This is a genomic window from Saccharothrix tamanrassetensis (genome assembly GCF_014203665.1).
Classification (GTDB): Bacteria; Actinomycetota; Actinomycetes; order Mycobacteriales; family Pseudonocardiaceae; genus Actinosynnema; species Actinosynnema tamanrassetense.
Window position 1 is genome coordinate 32109 of record NZ_JACHJN010000004.1, and the last position, 22191, is coordinate 54299.

The 22191-nt window shown below is 72.7% G+C and carries 20 protein-coding genes and 1 other RNA gene; 11 read left to right on the top strand and 10 right to left on the bottom strand.

What is annotated here, in order from left to right; all coding sequences use genetic code 11:
• The first annotated feature begins 144 nt into the window (after nt 1-144).
• Complete coding sequence (locus FHS29_RS13175; protein ID WP_312864902.1) at nt 145-444, top strand: ParB family protein; 300 nt, start codon at nt 145-147, stop codon at nt 442-444.
• 70 nt (nt 445-514) lie between these two features.
• Nucleotides 515-1018 (top strand): pyridoxamine 5'-phosphate oxidase family protein, encoded by a 504-nt coding sequence (locus tag FHS29_RS13180; protein WP_184690919.1) that lies wholly within the window; start codon nt 515-517, stop codon nt 1016-1018.
• Nucleotides 1019-1068: 50 nt separating this feature from the next.
• On the opposite strand, the gene FHS29_RS13185 is transcribed toward FHS29_RS13180, so the two are convergent.
• A complete protein-coding gene (locus FHS29_RS13185; RefSeq protein ID WP_184690920.1) occupies nt 1069-2673 on the bottom strand; it encodes a DUF6345 domain-containing protein in 1605 nt (534 codons plus the stop codon).
• A 318-nt stretch (nt 2674-2991) separates the two neighbouring features.
• An RNA gene (gene rnpB, locus FHS29_RS13190) (RNase P RNA component class A) lies at nt 2992-3388 on the bottom strand.
• Between the two features lie 243 nt (nt 3389-3631).
• On the opposite strand from rnpB, the gene ssuE reads away from it, so the two are divergent.
• The gene (gene ssuE, locus FHS29_RS13195; protein ID WP_184690921.1) at nt 3632-4189 is read left to right on the top strand and encodes an NADPH-dependent FMN reductase; all 558 of its coding nucleotides are present in this window, start codon (nt 3632-3634) and stop codon (nt 4187-4189) included.
• Nucleotides 4190-4218: 29 nt separating this feature from the next.
• Here the strand turns inward: ssuE and FHS29_RS13200 are convergent, their stop codons facing one another.
• From FHS29_RS13200 to FHS29_RS36760, 6 genes are all read right to left on the bottom strand, one after another.
• A complete protein-coding gene (locus FHS29_RS13200) occupies nt 4219-5409 on the bottom strand; it encodes a bifunctional RNase H/acid phosphatase (protein ID WP_184690922.1) in 1191 nt (396 codons plus the stop codon).
• A complete protein-coding gene (locus FHS29_RS13205) occupies nt 5406-6143 on the bottom strand; it encodes a zinc ribbon domain-containing protein (RefSeq protein WP_184690923.1) in 738 nt (245 codons plus the stop codon). The genes FHS29_RS13200 and FHS29_RS13205 overlap by 4 nt, the downstream gene beginning before the upstream one ends.
• A 1-nt stretch (nt 6144) precedes the next feature.
• The gene (locus FHS29_RS13210; protein WP_184690924.1) at nt 6145-7287 is read right to left on the bottom strand and encodes a Nif3-like dinuclear metal center hexameric protein; all 1143 of its coding nucleotides are present in this window, start codon (nt 7285-7287) and stop codon (nt 6145-6147) included.
• Complete coding sequence (gene cobC, locus FHS29_RS13215; RefSeq protein WP_184690925.1) at nt 7284-8324, bottom strand: Rv2231c family histidinol phosphate aminotransferase CobC; 1041 nt, start codon at nt 8322-8324, stop codon at nt 7284-7286. The genes FHS29_RS13210 and cobC overlap by 4 nt, the downstream gene beginning before the upstream one ends.
• An 86-nt stretch (nt 8325-8410) precedes the next feature.
• The gene (locus FHS29_RS13220; protein ID WP_184690926.1) at nt 8411-9394 is read right to left on the bottom strand and encodes a polyprenyl synthetase family protein; all 984 of its coding nucleotides are present in this window, start codon (nt 9392-9394) and stop codon (nt 8411-8413) included.
• A 233-nt stretch (nt 9395-9627) separates the two neighbouring features.
• Nucleotides 9628-10098, bottom strand: a complete 471-nt coding sequence (locus FHS29_RS36760) for a hypothetical protein (protein WP_246440421.1) — start codon at nt 10096-10098, stop codon at nt 9628-9630.
• Nucleotides 10099-10196: 98 nt separating this feature from the next.
• Between FHS29_RS36760 and FHS29_RS36765 the strand changes: the two genes are divergently transcribed.
• Genes FHS29_RS36765 through FHS29_RS13240 form a run of 4 tightly spaced genes read left to right on the top strand, consistent with a single transcriptional unit; the run spans nt 10197 to nt 12867 of the window.
• Nucleotides 10197-10655 (top strand): low molecular weight protein-tyrosine-phosphatase, encoded by a 459-nt coding sequence (locus FHS29_RS36765; RefSeq protein ID WP_312864903.1) that lies wholly within the window; start codon nt 10197-10199, stop codon nt 10653-10655.
• Nucleotides 10652-11482: a fructosamine kinase family protein gene (locus FHS29_RS13230; protein ID WP_376774426.1), complete on the top strand. Its 831-nt coding sequence runs from the start codon at nt 10652-10654 to the stop codon at nt 11480-11482. Before FHS29_RS36765 ends, FHS29_RS13230 begins: the two co-directional genes overlap by 4 nt.
• A gap of 7 nt (nt 11483-11489) precedes the next feature.
• Complete coding sequence (locus tag FHS29_RS13235; RefSeq protein WP_184690927.1) at nt 11490-12056, top strand: DUF1349 domain-containing protein; 567 nt, start codon at nt 11490-11492, stop codon at nt 12054-12056.
• A gap of 16 nt (nt 12057-12072) precedes the next feature.
• Complete coding sequence (locus FHS29_RS13240) at nt 12073-12867, top strand: SURF1 family cytochrome oxidase biogenesis protein (protein ID WP_184690928.1); 795 nt, start codon at nt 12073-12075, stop codon at nt 12865-12867.
• On the opposite strand, the gene FHS29_RS13245 is transcribed toward FHS29_RS13240, so the two are convergent.
• Entirely contained in the window at nt 12806-13768 is a 963-nt protein-coding gene (locus FHS29_RS13245; RefSeq protein WP_184690929.1) for a cobalamin biosynthesis protein, read from the bottom strand. The genes FHS29_RS13240 and FHS29_RS13245 overlap by 62 nt on opposite strands.
• 50 nt (nt 13769-13818) lie before the next feature.
• Here FHS29_RS13245 and FHS29_RS13250 point away from each other — a divergent pair, with 50 nt between their 5' ends.
• From FHS29_RS13250 to FHS29_RS13260, 3 genes are read left to right on the top strand one after another with little or no spacing between them, the layout of a single operon-like run.
• A complete protein-coding gene (locus FHS29_RS13250; RefSeq protein ID WP_184690930.1) occupies nt 13819-15297 on the top strand; it encodes a DUF2397 domain-containing protein in 1479 nt (492 codons plus the stop codon).
• Nucleotides 15297-16583, top strand: coding sequence for a TIGR02678 family protein (locus FHS29_RS13255; RefSeq protein WP_246440291.1), 1287 nt, complete (start codon nt 15297-15299; stop codon nt 16581-16583). The genes FHS29_RS13250 and FHS29_RS13255 overlap by 1 nt, the downstream gene beginning before the upstream one ends.
• On the top strand, nt 16580-20635 hold the full coding sequence (locus tag FHS29_RS13260) for a TIGR02680 family protein (RefSeq protein WP_184690931.1): 4056 nt from the start codon (nt 16580-16582) through the stop codon (nt 20633-20635). The genes FHS29_RS13255 and FHS29_RS13260 overlap by 4 nt, the downstream gene beginning before the upstream one ends.
• Before the next feature lie 33 nt (nt 20636-20668).
• Here the strand turns inward: FHS29_RS13260 and FHS29_RS13265 are convergent, their stop codons facing one another.
• Nucleotides 20669-21142, bottom strand: coding sequence for a MarR family winged helix-turn-helix transcriptional regulator (locus FHS29_RS13265; RefSeq protein WP_184690932.1), 474 nt, complete (start codon nt 21140-21142; stop codon nt 20669-20671).
• A gap of 57 nt (nt 21143-21199) precedes the next feature.
• Between FHS29_RS13265 and FHS29_RS13270 the strand changes: the two genes are divergently transcribed.
• Nucleotides 21200-22054, top strand: coding sequence for an NmrA/HSCARG family protein (locus FHS29_RS13270; RefSeq protein WP_184690933.1), 855 nt, complete (start codon nt 21200-21202; stop codon nt 22052-22054).
• Nucleotides 22055-22191 lie beyond the last annotated feature (137 nt).

Below are 22191 nucleotides of genomic sequence, written 5' to 3' on the forward strand. Positions count from 1 at the left end.
TCGGACCCCCTGTCCAACCGCATCGCGCCAGTAGACCGTTCGGCCGAAAGACTCACCCGAACGGTCCGCATCCCGGAGTGACGTCGCCGAGGAGGCTCGCAGATGGCCCAGCCGCCCGAAGCCGTACCCGAACCAGCCTCCGGAGTGAACGAAATCACCGTCTCCGTGGGCGTCTCGGGCAGTGATCAGGTTACCGGCACGGACGGGCGTCCGGGGCGGCGGGTGCAGCGGACGGTGAACTTCGACCAGGACGTGCTGGATCGAGCCAGAGCGGCGGCCACCTTCCTGGCGGCCTACGAGCCGGCGGCGGGCGTGCGCAGCCTGGCGGACATCGTGAACCCGGCGGTGGAGGCCTACGTGGCGGAGCTGGAACGCGATTACAACGGCGGCGAGGCGTTCCGACCGGTGTACCGGATGCCGCCGGGTCGCCCGGCGCGCCGATGACTTCCACGCCCTGACCCGGTCTGGACACTCGTGGCTCCGGGGAACCCCGGAGCAGACCGGAGGAGCACCCATGCCCGCGACCGACATCGACCGGCGCTACGGCGACCCGGACGCGACGCCCACCCCGTGGGCCACCGCCGAGCAGCGGCTGGCGAGCGCCGAGGTGTTCTGGCTGTCCACGGTCCGCCCGGACGGCCGCCCGCACGTCACGCCGCTGCTCGCGGTCTGGCACGGCGGGGCGCTGCACGTCTGCACCGGCCAGGACGAGCGCAAGGCCCGCAACCTCGCCGGGAACCCGCAGGTCGTGTTGACCACCGGGGACAACGCGCTGCACGGCGGCCTGGACGTGGTGGTCGAGGGCGAGGCCGTCCGGGTGGTGGACCGGGCCGAGCTGCGGGCGCTGGCCGGCGCGTGGGAGGCCAAGTACGGCAGCGACTGGCACTTCGACGTGGTCGACGGCGGGTTCGCCGACCCGCACGGGGTCGCCTACGTGTTCCGGGTCGAGCCGTCGACCGTGTTCGGGTTCGGCAAGGCCCCCTACAGCCAGACCCGCTTCCGGTTCCGGACGACGTGAAGGGGCCCTTCCACCCCCAGTGCAGCGGAAGGGCCCCCACGGTCACGTGATCAGCTGGTGCCGGAGATCCGCCAGTAGCCGACGGTCGGCAGGGTGTCGGGCCCGACCGGGCCCTTGGTCCAGAAGTAGTCGTTGAAGTTCGCGATCCACGAGTTGCCGATCGGACCCATGGTCGCCCACACCACCCACGCCGGCTGCGTGTCGATGGAGGCCTGCGCCCACGCGTCGCGGACCTTCATCGGGCGGTTCCACCACAGGAACGGGGTGCGCAGCAGGTAGTTGCCGAACCGGCTGCCGTGCACCTTGCTGTGCATGGACACGGTGTCGAAGCTGTTGATCTGGTGCAGGCCCCGGAACGCCCGGCCCCAGCGCTGCGCCCAGCTCTGGCCACCGGCCGTGCCCTGGAGGATCGAGCAGGTGAACAGGCTCATCCACTCGACGTCCCGGTTGCCCCAGCGGGCCTCGGTGTTGGCCAGGAACGTGTCGGTGTTGCTGCTGCACCCGGCGAACGAGAACCCGGTCGGCGAGCCGTGGCCCTGCCAGTAGGTCATGTCCACGTCGTCGGCGTACCGGTGGTCCTGGCCGCCGGGGAACACCGGGTCCTTGAAGTCGCGCTCCCACGCGTTGCCGTTGAGCCAGCTGAACTGCACCGGGATGCCCCGACCGGTGAACTGGTTGTTGAACCCGTTGACGTTGTTCGCCGTCCACGGCAGGCCGGAGCACGGGCCGGTGCCCTCGCTGCCGACGTCGATCCGGTTGGTCCACTGCGGCGAGACGCCGTCCTCGGTGCGCGGCGGCTGGTCGGGATCGGGCTGCGGCAGCGCGGCGTCCACGGCGGCGGGCACGGTGACCGACTGGGCGGCGGCACCGTCCGGGTTGACACCCGCGCACCGGAAGCCGGGCTCCAGCCTGCCGACCCGCTCGGACAGCGCGGGCGCGTCGTACACGTAGGTGACGTCGGTCAGCCGGACGCTGCTGGTCATCACCTTGGCGCAGCGGTTGCGGCCCTCGGTCAGGTCGAGCACCCGCACGGTGCCGGCCTTGGCCACCTCACGCGTGCTGTAGGTCAGGCCCGCGACCGCACCCTGGCCGTCGAACGCGATCCGGATCTTGGCGCCCGCGCCCTCCAGCGGCACGCCGTCCAGGTTGAACGTGAACGACACGGCGGTGTCCAGCGGGACGGACACCACCGCCTTGTCGTTGGTGTCGACGATCTCGAAAGTGGTGTGCTTGGCGTTCGCGGTCGCGTTGGCGGGCAGCAGCCCGACGCCGCGCAGGGTCTCCTGGGCGCGCTTCGCGGCGGTGTCGAGCGGGATGGCGCGCAACTGCTTCAGGGCTTCGACGTCGAGCTGGGTCTGCGTGGTCGCCAGCCCGTCCTCGTCGACCTTGCCCGCGCCCCGGTCCAGGCCGGGCACCTTCAGGTAGGTGGCCTCGTCGGCGAAGGTGACCGAGCCGTCCTCGGCTCTGTGCACGTCCTTGAGGCCGAACGCCCGCTGTAACGCCGCGGCCTGGTCGGCGCTGAGACCGGCGCTCTTGACCTCGTAGAGCGGGAACTCGGCGGTCGCCGCCGCGGCGGTGACCGTGCTGGTGACGGCTGCCGCGCCGACCAGCCCGGTCAGGGCGAGCCAGGTCGCGGCCCGCTTGGTGGTGGACATGGGGTCTCCTCCTCGTCGTGACCGCAGGGCAGGACCTGCGGTTCGGCAGGAGGACTCGGCCGCGGACGCCGTGATACCGAGGACCACTCGAACGGCCCCACTTGTGTAACACCGTTGGCGCGCAAGGGATGTATAGGCGGGCCGGTCTGCCGTGGCGCGCTTCGGGACGACGAAGCGGGATCACCGCGGCCGTCTGGAGCAGCAGCGGCCGGAACGACCCCGTGCACTGCCGGCCGACGCCGAACGCCGTGCACTGCCGAACGCCGTACCTGCCGGACCACCGGGCGATGCCGGGGAGCCGGTCGGTGCGGGGAAGCGCGGATGAGCCGGCCGTAAGCCGGATTCTGTTCACGGGCGCCTCGCGGCGACACCGTCCGGCGACCATCCATCTCGGCCTGCCGTTGCCGACAGGCTCGTGCGGCCTACCCGCAGGCATCGGGCGGGCAGCCCTCGATCGCCTGCGCAGGCGCCGAAGCGCCCTCTTGGCCTTGCTCCGGGTGGGGTTTACCTAGCCGCCCCCGTCACCGGGGGCGCTGGTGGTCTCTTACACCACCGTTTCACCCTTACCCCGACTCGCGCCGGGGCGGTCTGTTCTCTGTGGCACTGTCCCGAGGGTCGCCCCTGGTTGCCGTTGACAACCACCCTGCCCTGTGGAGTCCGGACTTTCCTCGGCGGCAGAGACGCGCTCTGCCGACGCGGCCGCCCTGCCGACTCATCCGCGCCGACAGCATAGCCGGCGACGTCCCAGGCTGTGGAACCAGGCACCCGAAAGCTTGGCGCGACGTGGAACGAACTGCTCTACTCGGAACATGCCCGGAATCGGGGGACTAACCCGCCGTCGACACGTGGACTTCGGTCGCACGTCCGCCGCCATCTGTTGTCGCTGACACATTTCATCTCGTAGTCCGAGCCTTTTTCGCTCGTAGTCCGAGCCTTTTCGGGAAGGTGTCAGCGAGCCATGTCGTCCATTCTGGTCATTTCCGGTAGTCCTTCTCCCTCATCCCGCACCGGGATCGTCGTGGCGCACGTCGACGGCCTGCTGCGGGACGCCGGCTTCGAGGTGCGCACCCTGCACGTGCGGCAACTGCCCACGTTGTCGCTGCTCACCGAGGACATGCGCGACCCGGAGATCGCCGACGCGGTGAGCGCCGTGCTGCGCGCGGACGGCGTCGTGGTCGCGAGCCCGGTGTACCGCGCGGCGTACAGCGGCCTGGTGAAGGCATTGCTCGACCTGCTGCCGAAGAAGGCGTTGCGCGGCCGAGTGGTCCTGCCGCTGGCGACCGGTGGCAGTCAGGGATTCCTCGTCGCGATGGACTACGCGCTCAACCCGCTGCTCATCGGCAAGGGTGCGGACAACGTGCTGCGCGGTGAATTCGTGCTCGACCCGGACATCGTCGGCGACGTCATCGCGCCGGCATCGGCGGATGCCATTCGAACCGCCGTCGAGCGCTTCACCCTGGCCGTCGAAGACGCCCGTTTCCGCCGCAAGCGCACGCTGCTGCGGCCGGCGGTGTGAGCGGGCGTCTCCCAGAGACGGCTACCCGGTCAGGCCAGGTACGAGGTGTCGTTCACCAGCCGGACCGACCCGTGGCCGTCCGGGTAGAACTCGACCACCGACAGCGACGCCAGGTCCAGGTGCAACCGGAACAGCAGTGACGGCCCGACGTCGAGCCCCATCCGCACCAGCGACTTGATCGGCGTGACGTGGCTGACCACCACCACGTTCGCGCCGCCGTACCGGGTGATCAGCTCGTCGCGCACCTTCCGCACCCGCCGGTGCACCTGGTCGAAGCTCTCCCCGCCGGGCGCGGGCACGGACGGGTCGCCCAGCCAGCGCCGGTGCAGCTCCGGGTCGCGCTCGGCGGCCTCGGTGAAGGTCAGGCCCTCCCACCCGCCGAAGTCGGTCTCGATCAGCCCGTCGTGCGTGGACGCCTCCACGCCGGCCGCGCGCGCCACGGCCTGTGCCGTCTGCCACGCCCGGTCCAGCGGCGAGGACACCACCGCCGCCAGGCCGTCGACCTTGGCCAGCCGCGCCGCCGCCGCCTCGGCCTGCCGACGTCCCACCTCGGTCAACGGCGGGTTGCCGCGTCCCGAGTAGCGCCGGGCCACCGACAGCTCGGTCTGCCCGTGCCGCAGCAGGTACAGCCGGGTCGGCTCACCCACCGCGCCGGACCACGACGACGGCGTCATGTGCTCGGCCGACGCCACCCCGGGTTTCCCCGCAGCGGACTTCCCTGCAACGGACTTCGCGGCAGCGGACTTCGCGGCGGCAGGCTCGCCGGCAGCAGATTCATCGGCGGCAGGATTCTCGGCGGGAGCGGCTCTGCGCACTCCGGCCTGTTCGTCCATCGCCTGGTTCGCCAGCCGGTCCGCGTCCTTGTTGCGCTCGCGCGGGATCCACTCGTACGCGACCCGGTCGAAGGCGCCCGCCACTTCGCGCGCCTCCCGTGCCAACGGCTGCATGGACGGGTGCTTGACCTGCCAACGCCCGGACATCTGCTCGACCACGAGCTTGGAGTCCATCCGCACGTCCACCACCGAGGCGCCCAGCTCGGCCGCCGCCCGCAGACCGGCGATCAGCCCCCGGTACTCGGCGACGTTGTTGGTGGCGATCCCGATCCCGGCGGAGCGCTCGGCCAGCACCGAGCCGGTGGCGGCGTCCTTCACCACCGCGCCGTACCCGGCAGGCCCCGGGTTGCCCCGCGACCCGCCGTCCGCCTCGACGACGACCTTCACAGCCCGGACTCGCCCGTCCGCACCATGATCGCGTCGCACTCCTCGCACTGCACGACCTCGTCCGGCGCGGCCTCCCTGATCTTGGAGAACGCGTTGCGGTCCAGCTCGATCCGGCAGGCACCGCAGCGCCGGGACTGGAGCAGCGCGGCACCGATGCCCTTGTGGGCGCGGATCCGGTCGTAGAGCGACAGCAGCGGCGCGGGGAACTGGGTGGCGGCGAGCTTGCGCTCCGCCGTGCGCTTCGCCTCGACCGACTCCAGGTCGGCCAGCGCGCTGTCCCGCCGACGGGCCGCGTCCGCCATCGCCTCCTGCGCCTTGTCCAGCTCGACCCGACCGTGCTGCACGTCGGCCTCGACCGCCTCCCGGCGTTCCATCAGCTCCAGCAGGTCGTCCTCCAGCGCGGCCTGCCGGCGCTCCAGGGTGGCCAGCTCGTGCTCCAGGTCGGTGAGCTGCTTGGCGCCCACCGAACCGGACTGCATGAGCTTGCGGTCCCGGTCCTCGCGGGCCCGGACCTGGTCGATCTCGGTCTCCTGGCGCTTGACGTCCCGGGTCAGGTCGCCCAGCGTGGTCTCGATCGTGGTCAGGGCGTCCTGCTTGGCCCGCAACACCTTCTCCGCCTCGGCGATCTCGGCGATCTCGGGCAGCGTGCGGCGGCGGTGGGTGACGCGCGCCAGCTCGGCGTCCACCTGCGCCAGGTCGAGCAGCCTGCGCTGCACGGCGGGGTCGGCTTTCACTTCAGCGGCCTCCAGTTCGGGTCGTCGCGCCGACGGTCCACGGATCGGTCCGGCGAGTCGAGACGAGAACATCGACCGTACCGTCGAACGCGTCCCGCACGATGCCCGCCGCCTGCCCGCACCAGGGCCACTCGCCGGCCCAGTGCGCCACATCGACCAACGCGGGCCCACCGCGGGCGAGGTGTTCGCCCGCCGGGTGGTGCCGCAGGTCGGAAGTCACGTAGGCGTCCACGCCCGCCCGGGTGGCCGCGGAGAGGTAGCTGTCCCCGGCGCCACCGCACACCGCGACCCGTCGGATCGGGCGCCCGGGGTCGCCGGCGGCCCGCACGCCCCACGCGGTCGCGGGCAGGGCGTCGGCGACCCGTTGGGCGAACACCGCCAGCGGCTCGGCCTCGGCCAGTTCGCCGATCCGCCCGATCCCGGTCCGGGACGGCAGCTCGGCGATCTCGTTGAGGTTGAACGCGACCTCTTCGTACGGGTGCGCGGATCGCAGAGCGGCGACGACATCGCTGCGACGCCTGCGGTCCAGCACGACTTCGAGGCGCGTCTCCGGCAACCGCTCCAGCGACCCGACCGTGCCGACGGCCGGCCGGGCGCCCTCCAACGGCCGGAACTGCCCGACCCCGTCGACCTTCCAGGCGACGTCCCGGTAGTCGCCGATGGTCCCCGCCCCGGCCGCGTGCAGGGCGTCGAGCACCCGCGAGGCCTGGTCGACGGGCACGTAGGTGGCGAGCACGTCCAGCTCACGTGCCGGCGCGGGCGTCAACGGCCCGGTGACCACCAACCCCAACGCCTCGGCCAACGCGTCCGACACGCCGGGGAGAGCCACGTCGGCGTTCGTGTGCGCGGTGTACAGCGCGACGTCGTTGCGGATGAGCCGGTGCACCAACGCACCCTTGGGGTCGTCGGCCGGCACCCCGTTCACACCGCGCAACAGCAACGGGTGGTGCGCCACCAGCAGCTGCGCGCCGCGCTCCACCGCTTCGTCCACAGTGGACTCGTCGGGGTCGACGCAGAACAACACCCGGGAGACCGGTTCGGCGCGGTCCCCGCAGACCAGCCCGACCGCGTCCCACGACTCGGCCGCGGCAGGCGGGTAGGCGGCCTCCAAAACGGCTAGAACATCACCGACCGTGCGGCTCAACGCTCCTCCAACACAACCCGCAGCGCGTCCACCAACGACGAGAACTCCTCCGGCGCGCGCACCGCGACCCGCAGGTGATCGGTGGTCAGACCGGGGAACGTGTCCCCGCGCCGCACGGCGATCCCCTTGTCCCGCAACGCCTGTCGCACCCGTTCGCCGTCCGGCACCCGCAGCAGGATGAACGGCGCGTCCGGCGGCACCACCACCAGGTCGCCGAGTTCCCGCACCGCCAGGCGCGTGTGCTCCCGGCACGTAGCCGCCAACGCGTCCGCCTCGGCCACCGCCGCCGGCTCGCAGCACGCCGTCACGGCTTCCAGGACGAAGCTGCTCACCGGCCACTGCGGGCGGTGCAGCGACAACGCGGCCAACAGCTCGGGCGCACCCAGGGCGTACCCGGCGCGCAGCCCCGCCAGCCCCCACGTCTTGGTCAGGCTGCGCAACACCAGCAGGCCGGGCACGTCCCGCCCGGCCAACGACTCGGGCTCGCCGGGGATCGTGTCGGCGAACGCCTCGTCGACCACCAGCACCCGTCCGGGCCGGCTCAACGAGGCGACGACCTCCGCCGGGTGCACCACCGACGTCGGGTTGGTCGGGTTGCCCAGCACCACCAGGTCTGCCTCGTCCGGCACCAGCGAGGGCCGGAGGCGGTACCCGTCCTCGGCGGACAGCTGCACCCGGACCACCGGCACGCCGGCGTCGCGCAGGGCGACCTCGGGTTCGGTGAACGACGGGTGCACCACCGCGGCCAGCGAAGGGCGCAACGAGGGCAGCAACGCGAACCCCTCGGCCGCACCGGCCAGGACCAGCACCTCGTCGGGCCGACGCCCGTGCCGCTCGGCGACCGCGGAACGCGCCCGGAGGTCGGCGGCCTGGCTCGGGTAGCCGCCCAGCCCGTCCACCACGCCCACCAACCGGTCCCGCAACCACGGGGGCGGCGCGGGCATCCGGACGTTCACGGCGAAGTCGACGAGGCCGGGAGCGGCATCGACGTCCCCGTGGTGACGCAGCAGCGCCCGGCCCGAATCATGGCTGGTCATCGCGGGAAGTCTAGGCGACCGCCGCGGCGCGCCGGCACCAGCCGCGGGCCGGCGCCGGCCCTCCGACCAGGACGCCGGGCCACCCGTCACCCGATCTGGGATCCGGCCCACTCCAGGTACGCCATCGGCAGCTCCCGCAGGATGCCCAACGCCTCAGACTCGGGCAGCTCGGGCAGCGCCCGCACCGTCTGCGCCGCCAGCCCACGGCAGTAGGCCAGCGTCTCGGCCACCAACCGGCCACCCCTCAGCTCCCGCAGCAGACCCTCCAGCTCGGCGTCCGCCAGCTCCCGACCGCGCGCCGCCAACAGCTCCCGCTGCTGCTCGGTCAACGCCCGGAGCAGCGGGAACGTGTAGACGCCCTGCCGGATGTCGTTCCCGGCGGGCTTGCCCAACCGGTCCGAGGTGGAGGCCAGGTCCAGCAGGTCGTCCAGGATCTGGAACAGCAGCCCGAAGTGCGCCCCGTACTCGGACAACCGGGTGGTCACCTCCTCGGAGGCCTCCGCGCAGTGGGCCGCCAGCACGCACCCGACCCGGAACAGCGCCCCGGTCTTCAGCGCGATCGACCGCAACGCGCTGTCCGGCGACCGGTGCACGTCGTAGAGGTCGAGCACCTCCAGCACCTGGCCCTCGACCAGGTCCGTGACCGCCGCCGCCAGCTTGCCCGCAGCGAACGGCGAGATCGAGTCCAGCGCGGCCTGGCTGGCGCGGGCCAGCATGAAGTCGCCGACCAGCACGGCCGGCCCGGTGCCCCACTCGGCGTTGACCGTCCGCACGCCCCGGCGCTCCACCGCGTTGTCCATCAGGTCGTCGTGCACGAGCGACCCGGCGTGCAGCAGCTCGACGCACGCCGCCGCCGTGACGGCCTTCCCGGTCACCTCCCCGGACAGGGCCAGCGAACCGGCCAGCATCACCACGGACCGCAGGCGCTTGCCGCCCGCGGCGGTGATCCGGCCGGAGAACGTGTTGACGATCGGCAGCGTCGAGGACGTGGCCAGCTGCCGGATCTCGTCTTCGACCCTGGGCAGCGCGTCGGCGAGCGCCGGCATGGTCGGCATGGTCGTGGTGGGCACGCCACGATGGTCGCGCGCGCCGGCTGAGAGCGAGCTGAGATCAGAGCACGGACGCCGCGATCGCGATCAGCACGAGCGCGACGCAAAGCATCCAGTGCCACCGCACCGGTGGCCGCGAGTCATCGGCCGCGAAGTCCCGCATCAGGGGGTCGCTCATGTTTCTCTCCCCAGGGGTTTCCACTACAGGAATACCGTCGCGGGTAACGGCCGGATCGTTACTAAACTCCGGCAACTTACTCCGGGTCGCGCTTGCGGAGGTTCGCGTCCACTTCGGACAGCAATCGTGCGCGTTCCTGTTTCGCCTGGTCACGTCGTTCCCGGTCACGTACCAGGTGCAGTACGTCGACATCCCGCAGGCCCGCCGATTCGCGGTAGAAAGACTCCTCGAACCACCACCACGAACGCAGTCCGACGCGCGCAATACGCACCGGCTGTCCCCGTCTGCGCACGTCCAGTGACGGGTAATCCGCGATACGCACCGGCGGACAACCGGTGGCCACGAAGAAATGCCGTTCGCGGAACAGGAACCCCCGGTCGACGAAGAACCCGGCGTTCGGGTCGACCCGCAGCTCACCGCTGGGCACCGACGGGCGCGGCCGGGCGAACGCGGGCGTCTCCGGCCACGAGCGCCGCCACAGCGAGACGGCCGCGAACGCCGCGAACCCCGCGACGAGCAGCAACAGCACGCCGACAACGCCTGACATCGATCCCCCAACGAGCCGGTGGATCCGATGGTCGAGCGTCCCGGACGCGACGTCCGGCACCCTCACCCGGAGCGCGCGACCTGGCAGACTCCCCTGCCGTGACGCTCCACGTGACCTTCATCTGCACCGGCAACATCTGCCGTTCCCCCGTGGCCGCGATCATATTCCGCGAGCACCTGGACCGTGCCGGGCTGGGTGACCTCGTGGAGGTCACCAGCGCGGGGACCGGCGGCTGGCACGTCGGCGACCCGGCCGACCACCGCGCGATCAAGTCGTTGGCGGACAACGGCTACCCGACCACCCACGTCGCCGCCCAGGTCGGCGCCGAACACCTGGGCGCGGACCTGCTGGTGGCCCTGGACTCGGGCCACGCGCGAGCGCTGGAGCGCATCGCCGACCCGGACCGGATCCGCTTGCTGCGCTCGTTCGACCCGGACGCCGACGGCACCGACGTCCCCGATCCCTACTACGGCGACCGCGCCGGCTTCGACCTCGTCATCTCGCAGGTGGAAGCCGCCGTGCCCGGCCTGCTGTCCTGGGTGCGCGAGCAGCTGTGACGCCCGGGGAAGCCGCCGCCGAGCTGACCGGCGTGGCAGCGGTCGACGTCCGGCGGATCGGCAACGCCGTCTACGAGGTCGACCTGGCCGACGGTGACCTGGTCGTGGCCAAGAGGCACGACGCCCCCGGCGCCGCACTGGCCGAAGCCGCCTCGCTGGAATGGCTGGCCGAGCCCGAGGGCCCGGCCGTCCCGGGGGTGCGTGGCCACGACGACCACTGGCTGGTGCTGGACCAGGTCGAGCCGGGCTCCCCCACCCCGCGGGCCGCCGAGGAGTTCGGTCGTCGGCTGGCGGCCCTGCACGCCACCGGAGCCCCGGCGTTCGGCGCGCCTCCGCCGGGCGGCCCGGAGAACGCCGTCATCGGGTCGGCTCCCCTGCGCAACGCCCCGTCGGTCACCTGGTCGGACTGGTTCGCCCGGGACCGGATCGCGTGCTACGTCCGCCTGGCCGTGGACGCGGGGGTGCTGACGCCCGCCGAGGCCCGCACCATCGAGAACGTCCGGGTGGAGGCCCCCGGGGAACCACCGGCACGCCTGCACGGCGACCTGTGGAACGGCAACGTCCACTGGGCGGCGGACGGCCGGGCGTGGCTGATCGACCCGGCCGCGCACGGCGGCCACCGCGAGTCCGACCTGGCGATGCTGGCCCTGTTCGGCTGCCCGCACCTGGACCGCGTGCTGTCGGCCTACCACGAGGCCGCCCCGTTGGCGGACGGCTGGCGGGACCGGATCCCGCTGCACCAGCTCTTCCCGCTCCTGGTGCACGCCGTGCTGTTCGGCCGCGGCTACGCGCAGCAGGCCTTGTCCGCCGCACGAGCGCTGCCATGATGAGCCGATGGGGATCAAGGCGTTCGACCGCGACGACTGGCAGTGGCTCAACGAACCGCGCTCCTGGTCCGACGAGGGCGGCGGCCTGAGCCTCACCACCGACCCGGACACCGACTTCTGGCGCACCACGCACTACGGCTTCGACCGGGACACCGGCCACGTCCTGGGCGTGCCGCTGACCGGCGACTTCACCCTCGTGGCCTCGTTCACCGCGGACTACGCCGCCCAGTACGACCAGGCGGGCATCGCGCTGCGCGTGGACAGCCGGAACTGGATCAAGGCCGGGGTGGAGCTGGTGGACGACGAGTTCCAGGTGAGCACGGTCGTCACCCGCGACTTCTCGGACTGGTCGGTGGTCCCGGCCGGCCACATCACCCGGGTCACCGTCTCCGCGGCCCGCGAAGGCGACACGGTGACCGTCCGGTACGGGCTGGGGGACGCGGCGCCGACCACCATGCTGCGGCTGGGCTACTTCCCGCCGGAGGTCGCCGCGCTGGCGGGCGTGATGGCGGCGGCGCCCACCGGACCCGGCTTCCCGGCCAGATTCGACCGGGTGCAGGTCACAACGGCCTAGGGCTTACCGTGGAAGGGTGCGGTTGAGGTTTCTGTTGCGTCCCGGCTGGCTGGCGTTGACGTTGGCGGTCTGGGTGTTCGCGGGCGCGTGCTTCACGCTGCTCGCCCCGTGGCAGTTCAGCCGTGACCGGGAACGCGAGGCGCAGAACAACGCCGTCACCACGTCGGTCCGCACGGACCCCGTCCCGGTGAGCGCGGTCCTGGACCGGCCCAACGCCGACAACGAGTGGCGACGGGTCACGATGACCGGCCGCTACCTGCCCGAGGGCCAGGCCATCGCCCGCCTGCGCACCGTGCAGGGCGAGGCGGCCTCCGAGGTGCTCACCCCGTTCGCGCTGGACGGCGGCCCGATCGTGCTGGTCGACCGGGGTTACGTCCGGCCGGTCGACGGCCTGAAGGTCCCCGACCTCGAACCGGTCCCCGAGGGCACCGTCACGGTCACCGCCCTGGTCCGCAACGGCGAGTCCGACGACCGCGACGCGATCGAACGCGACGGTCACCGCGAGGTCTACGCGATCAACTCCGCCGTGGTGGGCCGCGCCGCGGGCATGGACATCCGCCCCGGCTACTTCCAGCTCGTCGAAGGCCAGCCGGGCGTGGAGCAGGAGGTGCCGCTGCCCAAGCTGGACGCCGGCCCGTTCTTCTCCTACGCGCTCCAGTGGATCGCGTTCGGCGCGATGGCCCTGGGCGGCTGGCTGTACTTCACGGTCCGCGAAGCCCGCCCCGGCGGCGCGCTGGGCGAACCGAAGGTCAAGCGGAAGTCCGTCGCCGAGATGCTCGCCGAGGACGAAGCAGCGCCAGCACCGCGGTAGCCACCGCCGCCGACGCGCCGACCACCCGCGACAACTCGACCGCCCTGGTCACGTGCCCGGCGTCCGGGTTGCGCCCGTGCCCGAGCACCGGCCGGTCCTCCGCACCGTGCGAGTACACCGTGCGACCGCCCAGCCGGATCTCCAGCGCGCCCGCGAAGGCCGCCTCCACCTGCCCGGCGTTCGGGCTGGGGTGGGCCGCGGCATCCCGCCGCCAGGCCTTCCAGGCCTCACCGGACGACCCGCCGACGACCGGTGCGCCCGCCGCCGTCAGCAGCGCCGCCAACCGGGCCGGCAGCAGGTTCGCCACGTCGTCCAGCCGTGCGGCGGCCCAGCCGAACCGGCGGTAGCGCTCGTTGCGGTGCCCGACCATGGCGTCCAGCGTGTTCGCCGCCCGGTACCCGAGCAGCCCGGGCACCCCGGCGACCGCGCCCCAGAACAGCGGCGCGACGACCGCGTCGGAGGTGTTCTCCGCCACGGACTCCACGGTCGCCTTGGCCAGTCCCATGGTGTCCAGCCGGGTGGGTTCGCGCCCGCACAGGTGGGGCAGCCGGCGACGTGCCGCGTCCAGGTCCCCGCCGTTGAGCTCGCGCCCCATGGCGGTGCCCTCGTCGGCCAGCGACGACCCGCCGAGCACCACCCACGTCGCGGCGGCCGTGGTCAGCGCCTGCAGCACCGGACCGCGCCTGCCCAGCCGTTCCGCGGCGATCCCGGCCAGCACGGTGCCGCCCACCAGGGTCGCGGCGTGCACCGCACCCGCCGCCCGGTGGTCCCGGTACAGCTTCCGCTCCACCGCGGCGGCCACCCGCCCGAATCCCGCTACCGGGTGATACTTCCTCGGGTCGCCGAACACCGCGTCCGCGGCCACGCCCAGCACCAACCCGACCGCGCGTCCCACGCTCACACCGGCACGGTATCCCGCGACCGTCGGTAGCCCGCATTAGGGTGCCTCCCGTGGAACCGGCCCGCTTGAAGCTCTACGCGTACCTGGACGCGCGCGACCACCAGCGCACGTACCTGGCGATCATGCGGCTGTTCACGTCCACCCTGCTGGCCGACCTGTCGGCGGGCGAGGTGGCGGGCGCGCTGGCCGGGGCCGAGCGGGAGGGCCGGGTCGAGCCGGGCGAGTCGCGCATCGAGAACGTGATCAACCGGCTCAGGCAGCTGGTCGAGTGGGGCAACCTGGTGCAGGGCCGGCGCGAGGTGGTGGCGTCCAGCATCGCCGAGTTCCAGCACGGCAGCGTGCGCTACCAGGTGTCCAAGCTGGCGGTCCGCGTGCAGCGCGACGTGGACGAGCTGCTGCGCGTGCCCGAGGGCGCGCGGGAGGTCTCCCGGGAGCTGCTGCCCGCCGTGGAGCGCGGCCTTGGCGCGCTGGGCCGGTCGCTGTCCGAGGCGCTGCTCAGCGAGGCGCGCCGACCGCGCGAGGTGCTCGCCGAACAGGTCACCACGCTGTTCCTCCAGCACGCCGAGCTGGCCGCCACGGTCCGCGACTTCTACGCCTACCTGGGCCAGGTCGTCACCCGGCACCACCTGGCGCCCGAGGAGATCTCCGGCTTCCGCAACCTCCTGGTCGAGTACATCCAGATGGTCGTGGAGGACGTGCTGCGGCACACGCCGGCGATCGCCGACGCCCTGGCCCGGCTCAACGCCGCCCGGTCGGAGCTGCTGCGCCTGCTGGGGCGCGCCGACCTGGGCGAACGGGTGGAGCGGGCGCGCGGGCGGTCGGCCGAGGACTGGCAGGAGCTGACCGACTGGTTCGTGGACCGGCCCGGCCGCCCCAGCCAGGTCACCGCGCTGCGCGACGCCACCGCGCGGGCCATCGGCTCGCTGCTGGCGTCGGTGAAGCGCGCCACGTCCGGCGGCGGCCTGCTCCCCAGTCGCCGGGCGGAACTGCTGAAGCTCGCGGCCTGGTTCGACGGCGGCACCCGGTCCGAGGCGCACGAGCTGTACGCGGCGGCGTTCGGCCTGTACTCGGCGCGGCACCTCTCGCCGGCCCCCGAGCACGACAGCGACAACGAGCGCACGTCGTGGCGCGACGGCCCGGTGCACGACGTGACGGTCAGCGTCCGCAGCCGAGGTGACCGGGGCGCGCGCGGCCGGACGTCCAAGATCCTGGACGACCCGATGACCGAGCAGTCCCTGCTGGCCGAGGCCCGCGAGGCGGACGAACGCCGGGCCGCCTCGGTCGCCGAGCTGGCCGCCGCGGCACCCCGGCTGGCGACGACCGAGCTGTCCGGCGAGGCCCTCGGCGTGCTGTGCGAGCTGCTCACGCTCGCCATGGCGCAGCGGGACACGGCGGCCGACTCCGGCTCGGCGACCGACCCCGTGCGCGGCCTGCGGGTGACCGTGGCGAACGCCCCCGGCCAGTCCACCCGGATCCACTCGCACGCGGGCACGTTGACGCTGCACGACTCCACGCTGGTGCTCGACTGATGTTCGACGACCTCTCCGAGATCGACGCCGCCAACGTGGTGCGCTGCGCCCGGACCCTGCTGCGGCGACCGTTGCTGCGTGCCGACGGCCCGGACGGTGAGCTGCTGACCCTGGTCTACCGCCACCGGTTCGCGCTGCAGGACCTCTTCGCACGCCAACTCGGCTACCGGCTCGTGGTCGAACGCCGGTTCGCGCGCCTCTACAAGGCCGGTCCCGGCGCGGACGACTCGCGGGGCGTGCTGGGCATGTCGCCGCGCGGCTACGCGTACGTGGCGCTGACCATGGCGGTGCTGACCGGCATCGGGCGGCAGACCCTGTTGTCCCGCCTGGTGTCCGACATCCGCGCGGCGGCGGTGGAGGCGGGCATCGAGGTCGTGGACGACGTGGCTGACCGACGGGCGTTGACGGCGGCGCTGCGGCACCTGGTGTCGCTGGGCGTGCTGCACGAGACCGAGGGCACCGTCGACATGCAGACCGAGGCGCTGATCACCGTGGACACCGATCTGCTGGGCCAGCTGCTGACCGGTCCGGTGGCGGAGGCGCCGTCCCGGGAACGGCTGGTCGAGCTGGCCGCCCGGCCCGGTCCGCGCGGCGTGGAGCACGCGGTACGGCGCAAGCTGGTGGAGAACCCCGTGGTGCTGTACGCGGACCTGCCCGCCGAGCAGGCGGAGTGGCTGCGGCGCAACCAGCGCAAGGAGTCCGCGCTGCTGGAGACGTCGTTCGGGCTGTACACGGAGTCGCGCGCGGAGGGCGTGCTGGCGGCCGACCCCGAGGACTACCTGACCGACCTGTACTTCCCCGGCACGTCCACGGTGGCGCGGATCGCGCTGCTGGCGTTGCCGGAGCTGTTGGCGGACGAGCCGGTCGCGGGGCGGCACCGGGTCGTGCGCGAGACTCTGGTCTCGGTGTGCGGGCGGCTGGTGGAGGACTACCCGACGGCCTGGTCCAAGCAGTTCACCGACGACCTGGAACGACTGGCCGACGAGGTGTTGGAGCTGTTGCGGCGCATGGGGTTGGCGGTGCTGTCCGAAGACGGCCGGCTGCTCAACGCGGCCGCGCACCGCTGGGTACCGGAGCCCGACGGCGACCCGGAACGTGAAGTGGAGCAACCGGTGGTGGTGCCCGAAGTGCCCGGCTGGTCGCTGTTCGACGAGCTGTTGGACGGGGCGCCCGACGCTTCTTCCGCACGCCACGGCCGGCCGGGTGCGGGTGTCCCGCACGGCACAGATGCGGGTGTCCCGCACGGCACGGGTGCGGATGTCCCGCACGACAAGGAGAACGCGTGAACAGGTGGCGGCTGCACCGAGGCGGCATCGTCAACATCTGGCAGTACACCGAGCAGGCGTTCGACTTCTCCGGTGGCCGCGCGATCTTCCAGGGCACCAACGGGTCCGGCAAGTCGCGCACGCTGGAACTGCTGCTGCCGCTGTGCCTGGACGGCGACCTGCGCCAAGTCGGGTCGAAGGGCTTCGACACGGTCAGCCTGCGCCGCCTGATGCTGGACGACTACGACGGCGGCCCGAACCGCATCGGGTACGCGTGGGTCGAGCTGGTCCGTGACGGCGAGTACCTGACCTGCGGGTTGGGCGTGAAGGCGTCCAAGACCTCGCAGGCGATCACCGACTCGTGGCGCTTCGTCACGTCCCGGCGGGTGGGTCACGACCTGGCGTTGGTCGGCGCCGAACGCACACCGCTCGGGCCGGCGCAGCTGCGTGACCTGATCGGCGCGGACTGCGTGCTGGAGGAGGCCGCGTTCCGGGCGAAGATCGCGGAGACCGTGTACGGCGTGCCGGGGGCGCGCTACGGCGACCTGCTGCACCTGCAACGGACCCTGCGCAACCCGGACGTCGGGCTGAAGGTGCTGGAAGGGCAGCTGGAGCAGATCCTGTCCGACGCCCTGCCGCCGCTGGACCAGGCCATGGTGGAGCAGCTGGCGACCTCGTTCGACGACCTGGAGTCGATCCGGGAGAACATCATCCGGCTGTCCTCGGCGGACGCCGCTCTGGGGACGTTCCTGAAGACGTACGCGGACTACGCGTTCGGTGGGCTGCGGTCGTCGTCGGAACGGTTGGGCGCGGCCGAGGACGCGGTGCGGAAGCTGGAGCGTTCGTCGGCGAAGCTGTCCGTGGCGCTGTCGGAGACGTTGGCCGAACGAGCGTCGGCGGAACACACGCTGGCGTCGCTGGAGGCGGGCGAGCAGCAGGCCGAGGAGACCATCGGCGCGTTGAAGGAGCTCCCGGCGTTCCGCGACCTCCAGGACTTGCAGACGCGCGAGAAGCTGGTGGAGGAGAAGCGCTCGTCGGCGATCGCGGCGCTGGACATGGCGAACAAGCAGCGGTTGCAGGAGGACGGCGCGGTCGACGGCGTGCTGCGGCTGCTGCGCCGGCTGGCCGAGGACCTGGGCGCGGCGGAGGAACTGGTCGAGCCGCTGCGCCACCACCTCCGGACCGCCGGTCTCGACGCCGCGCAGGTGCCCGAGGTGCCGCGGGTGGCGGTGGTGGACGCCGAGGTGCGCACGGAGTCCGTGCGGGCCAAGCCCGACCCCGAGGCGGAGCCGCTGCCCATCGAACGCCGGGTGCCGCCCGCGTTGGCGGACCTCGATTTGGCGCCGGTTGCGGCCCGGACGTCGGAGATCGCTTCGCTGGCACGTCAACGTGGGGCGTTGGCGCTGGCGTTGCACCGGCAGGCGGGTGAGCTGGAGACCGCGCAACGCAAGGTCGACGCGCTCCGGCAGACCGCGCGGGACGCGCAGCACGCCGCGACCGAGTCGGCGGCGCTGCGCAACCAGGAGGCGCAGGAGCTGGCCGAGGTCGCGCTGACGTGGCTGGACGAGGTGCGGTCGTGGCAGGACTCCGGTCCGGGTCGGCCCGAGGCGGCGCTGTCGCTGCCCGCGTCGGTCGATCCGGCGGTGGCGCGGGAGCTGACTTCGGCGGCGCGTGAGTGGGTCGGGCCTTTGGTGGCTTCGGCTCGTGAGGCCGCGCACGGCGTTGCCCAGCGGCGAGGTGAGCTGCACGGGGCGATCGACGCGTTGGACGCGGAACTCGCGGCGTTGCGGTCGGGTACTGCCCGGGTGCCGGAACGCGGGCGGTTCGGGGTGGCCGAGCGGGATCCCGCTGCGGGGTCGCCGTTCTACCGGCTGGTGGACTTCCAGGCCGGCGTGGACGAGACGCGGCGAGCTGGGCTGGAAGCGGCGCTGGAGGCGTCCGGCCTGCTCGACGCCTGGGTCACCGCGTCCGGCGCGGTCAGCGCGGCCGGCGATCCCGCGAGTGGTTCGGGTGGTGCTGCCGGCGGCGCGGGGCACGATGTGCTCGCGGTGCCGCGCGAGCCGGTCGCCGGCGCGTCCCTCGCGTCCGTGCTGATCCCGGCCGTCGACCCGGCGTCCCCCGTGTCCGCCGAGGTCGTGGCGGCCCTGCTGGCGTCGGTCGCGCTGGACGAGGGCGCCTTCGCCGTCTCCCCCGACGGCCGCTGGCAGGCAGGCGTGCTGACCGGCGCGTGGCACAAGGACGCGGCCGAGTTCATCGGAGCCGGGGCCCGCGAAGCCGCCCGCCGCCGCCGGATCACCGAACTCGAAGACGAGCTCGCCGCCCTGCGCGCCGAACTCGGCCGGGCCGAAGCCGAACTCGCCGCCGCCCACGGCCTGGTCGAGCGGTGGGAATCCCACCTCGACCGGTTCCCCGCCGACCGCGAACTCGTCGCCAGGCACGGCCGTCTGCAAGCCGCGCAGGAGTCCGCCGACCGCGCGGCGCGCCGGGCCGAGGAACTGCGCGCCGAACTGGAGTCGGCGCAGTCCCGTGGTGCAGCGGCGCAGGCCGAGGTGGTGCGCCAGGCGGGCGACGCCGGGCTGCCCGCGACCACCGAGGGCCTCCGCCAAGCCCAGGGCGCCGCCGCCGAGGCCCAGCGCACCGCCGACCGGCTGGGTGACGTGCTGCGCCGCCAGTGCCAGTCGACGGTCACCGACCTGACCGACGCCGCCCACCGCTACCACTCGGCGGTGGCCGACCGGGTGGCCGCCGAAGCCGACGCCGAGGCGCGGTGCGTGGACTACGCGACGCAGGCGGGCACGTTGGCCGAGCTGACCGAGGCGATCGGCGGCGAGGCGCGGGAGATCGCGGACCAGCTGTCCGCCGCCGAACGTTCCCGGCGGGAGATGCGCGGCGAGCTGAAGGGCGTGCGCGAACGCGTCGCCTCGGCCCGGGAGCAGGCCGCGAAGCTGTCCGCCCAACTGGACACCGCCGCCGAGCAGCTGGCGTCGGCGCAGGACGCGCGGGTCCGGGCCGCCGAGCAGTTCAAGGCCACCATCCGGGCACCCGGCGTGCTGGTCGCGGCGCTGCCGGACGTGCCGGACGACGTGGAGTCGGTGCGCGCGGCCCTCGCGATGGCCGACCGGCGCGGCGCGGGCGAGGCGACGGTGATCACCAAGCTCCAGGCGCTCCAGACGTCGTTGGCGGGCAGCCACGACATCGCCGCCGAGCAGCACGAAGGCCTGCTGACGGTGACCGTGACAGGCGAGGAGGGCGCGCGTCCGGTGGCGGTCGCGGCCCGTCAGGTGACGGAGAAGCTGGCCGAGCAGCGCGGATTCCTGGACGAGCGGTACCAGAACATCTTCGCCGACTACCTGATCCGGGACCTCGCCGAGTGGCTGCGCGGGCAGATCGCGGTGGCCGAGGACCTGTGCAAGCGGATGAACGAGGTGCTCGGGCGGGCGCGGTCCAGCCAGGGCGTGCACGTGAAGCTGGCGTGGAAGCCGTCGGCCGCGCTGGAGGAGGAGACCCGCGACGCGCTGGCGCTGGTGCGCCTGCCGTACGCCGACCGCGATCCGGAGCAGGACGCCGTGCTGCGCCGGGTGTTCACCGAGCGCATCGAGGCGGAACGCGACTCGTACTCGGGCAGCTACGCGGAAATCCTGTCGCGCGCGTTGGACTACCGGACGTGGCACCAGTTCACGGTGACCGTCGCCGACACCGGCCCCGACGGCAACCCGCGCGAGCGGCGGCTGCGGCAGCTGTCGTCCGGTGAGACGCGGTTGATCTCGTACGTGACCCTGTTCGCGGCGGCGGCGTCGTTCTACGACGCGGTGAGCGGCGAGTTCTCGCCGTTGCGGCTGGTGTTGCTGGACGAGGCGTTCGAGCGGCTGGACGACCCGACGATCGCGCGGATGCTCGGGCTGCTGGTGGATCTGGACATGGACTGGGTCATCACGTGGCCGAGCGGTTGGGGCGTGTCCGACAAGATCCCCCGGATGCACATCTACGACGTGCTGCGGCCCAAGAACGGCCGGGGTGTCGCGTGCACGCAGACGACGTGGGACGGCGCAGCCCTGGACCGCATCGACCCTTGACGCGAGCGAGCCGCAGCGGCACGCGCACGGGTCTCAGCCCGGCGCGAACCGCTGTGAGTCCCACTTCCCGTGCGCCTCCAGCAACTTCCGCCCGATCCGCTTGAGGTCGGCGACGTCCCGGTCGTTCAACGCCCCGGCGAACTCCTCGGCCACCGCCGCCCGGTACGTCGGCCCGGTCGTCGCCTTGAGCACCCGACGCCCCTCGTCGGTGAGCGCCGCGTACACCACCCGCCGGTTGTCCGGCAGTTGCGACCGCTCCACCCAGCCCCGCCGCACCAGCCGTTCGACCAGCCGCGTCACCCCGCTCGGGCTCACCGCGAGCAGTTCGGACAGCTCGGACATGGGCAGCCGCCCGTTCATGTCGATCCGGTACAGCGCCTCGTGTTCCGACAGCGAACACCCGGCCGCCGCCTCCACCCGCTCGCTCATCGCGACACGCACCGCATCCACCCCCTGCTGTGCGTAGAGCCACGCCAGCAGCGCATCACTCGCCTCGTACCGGTCCACGACCACACCCTAGCAAGTCGCTTGACTTCAGAACATTTTCAGTGTCAACCTTTGAGCATGGAACTCACACTGGTGACCGGCGCGACCGGAGCCCAGGGCGGTGCGGTCGCCCGACTCCTGCTGGACCGGGGCCACCCCGTCCGCGCACTCACCCGCAACCCGGAAAGCCCTGCCGCACAACGACTTCACGCCGCCGGAGCCGAGGTCGTCGAAGGCGACTTCGACCACCCGGCGACGCTGAAGGCAGCCCTGCACGGCGTCCGCTCCGTCTTCGCGGTCACCACGCCGTTCGGCACCGACCCGGAAACCGAGGTGCGTCAAGGGATCGCGCTGGTCGACGCGGCACACGAGGTCGACCACATCGTGTTCACCTCGGCCTGCAACGCCGACCGGAACACCGGCATCCCGCACTTCGACAGCAAACGACGCATCGAGGAACACCTGATCAGCGGCCACGTCCGCTGGACCGTCCTCGGCCCGGCCGCGTTCATCGACGACAAGTTCGGCGAATGGACCCTCAGCGGCCTGCGCCGGGGCATCCTCGGCCTGCCGGTGCCGTCGGACCGCGCACTGCACCTGGTCGCCGTCACGGACATCGCCGCCGTCGCCGCGCTCGCGCTCGAACAACCGGACCGCTTCGCCCGCACACGCCTGGACCTCGCCGGCGAAGCCCTGACCCCGGCACAGATGGCCGACGCGCTCACCACGGCCATCGGACGGCCGATCCACCACCACCGAACGCCGCTGGAGGTGGTGGAACGGCACTCAACCGACCTGGCCGCGATGTTCCGCTACTTCACCGAGGTGGGCACCGACATCGACCTGCCCGCACTGCGGGCGGCGCTGCCGGAGATCACCTGGCACGGCTACGCCGACATCGCGCGCACCGTGCCGTGGAACGAGGTGCTCTAGCCCGCCGCCAGTCCATCCCGCAGCACGCTCCGGCCACGGCCCGCCCTAGTTCACGGCGCGCTCCAGTCCGCAGCCCGCTCAGGCTCACGGCCCGTTCAAGCCCGCGGCCCGCTCTAGTCCACGGCCCGCTCCGGCCC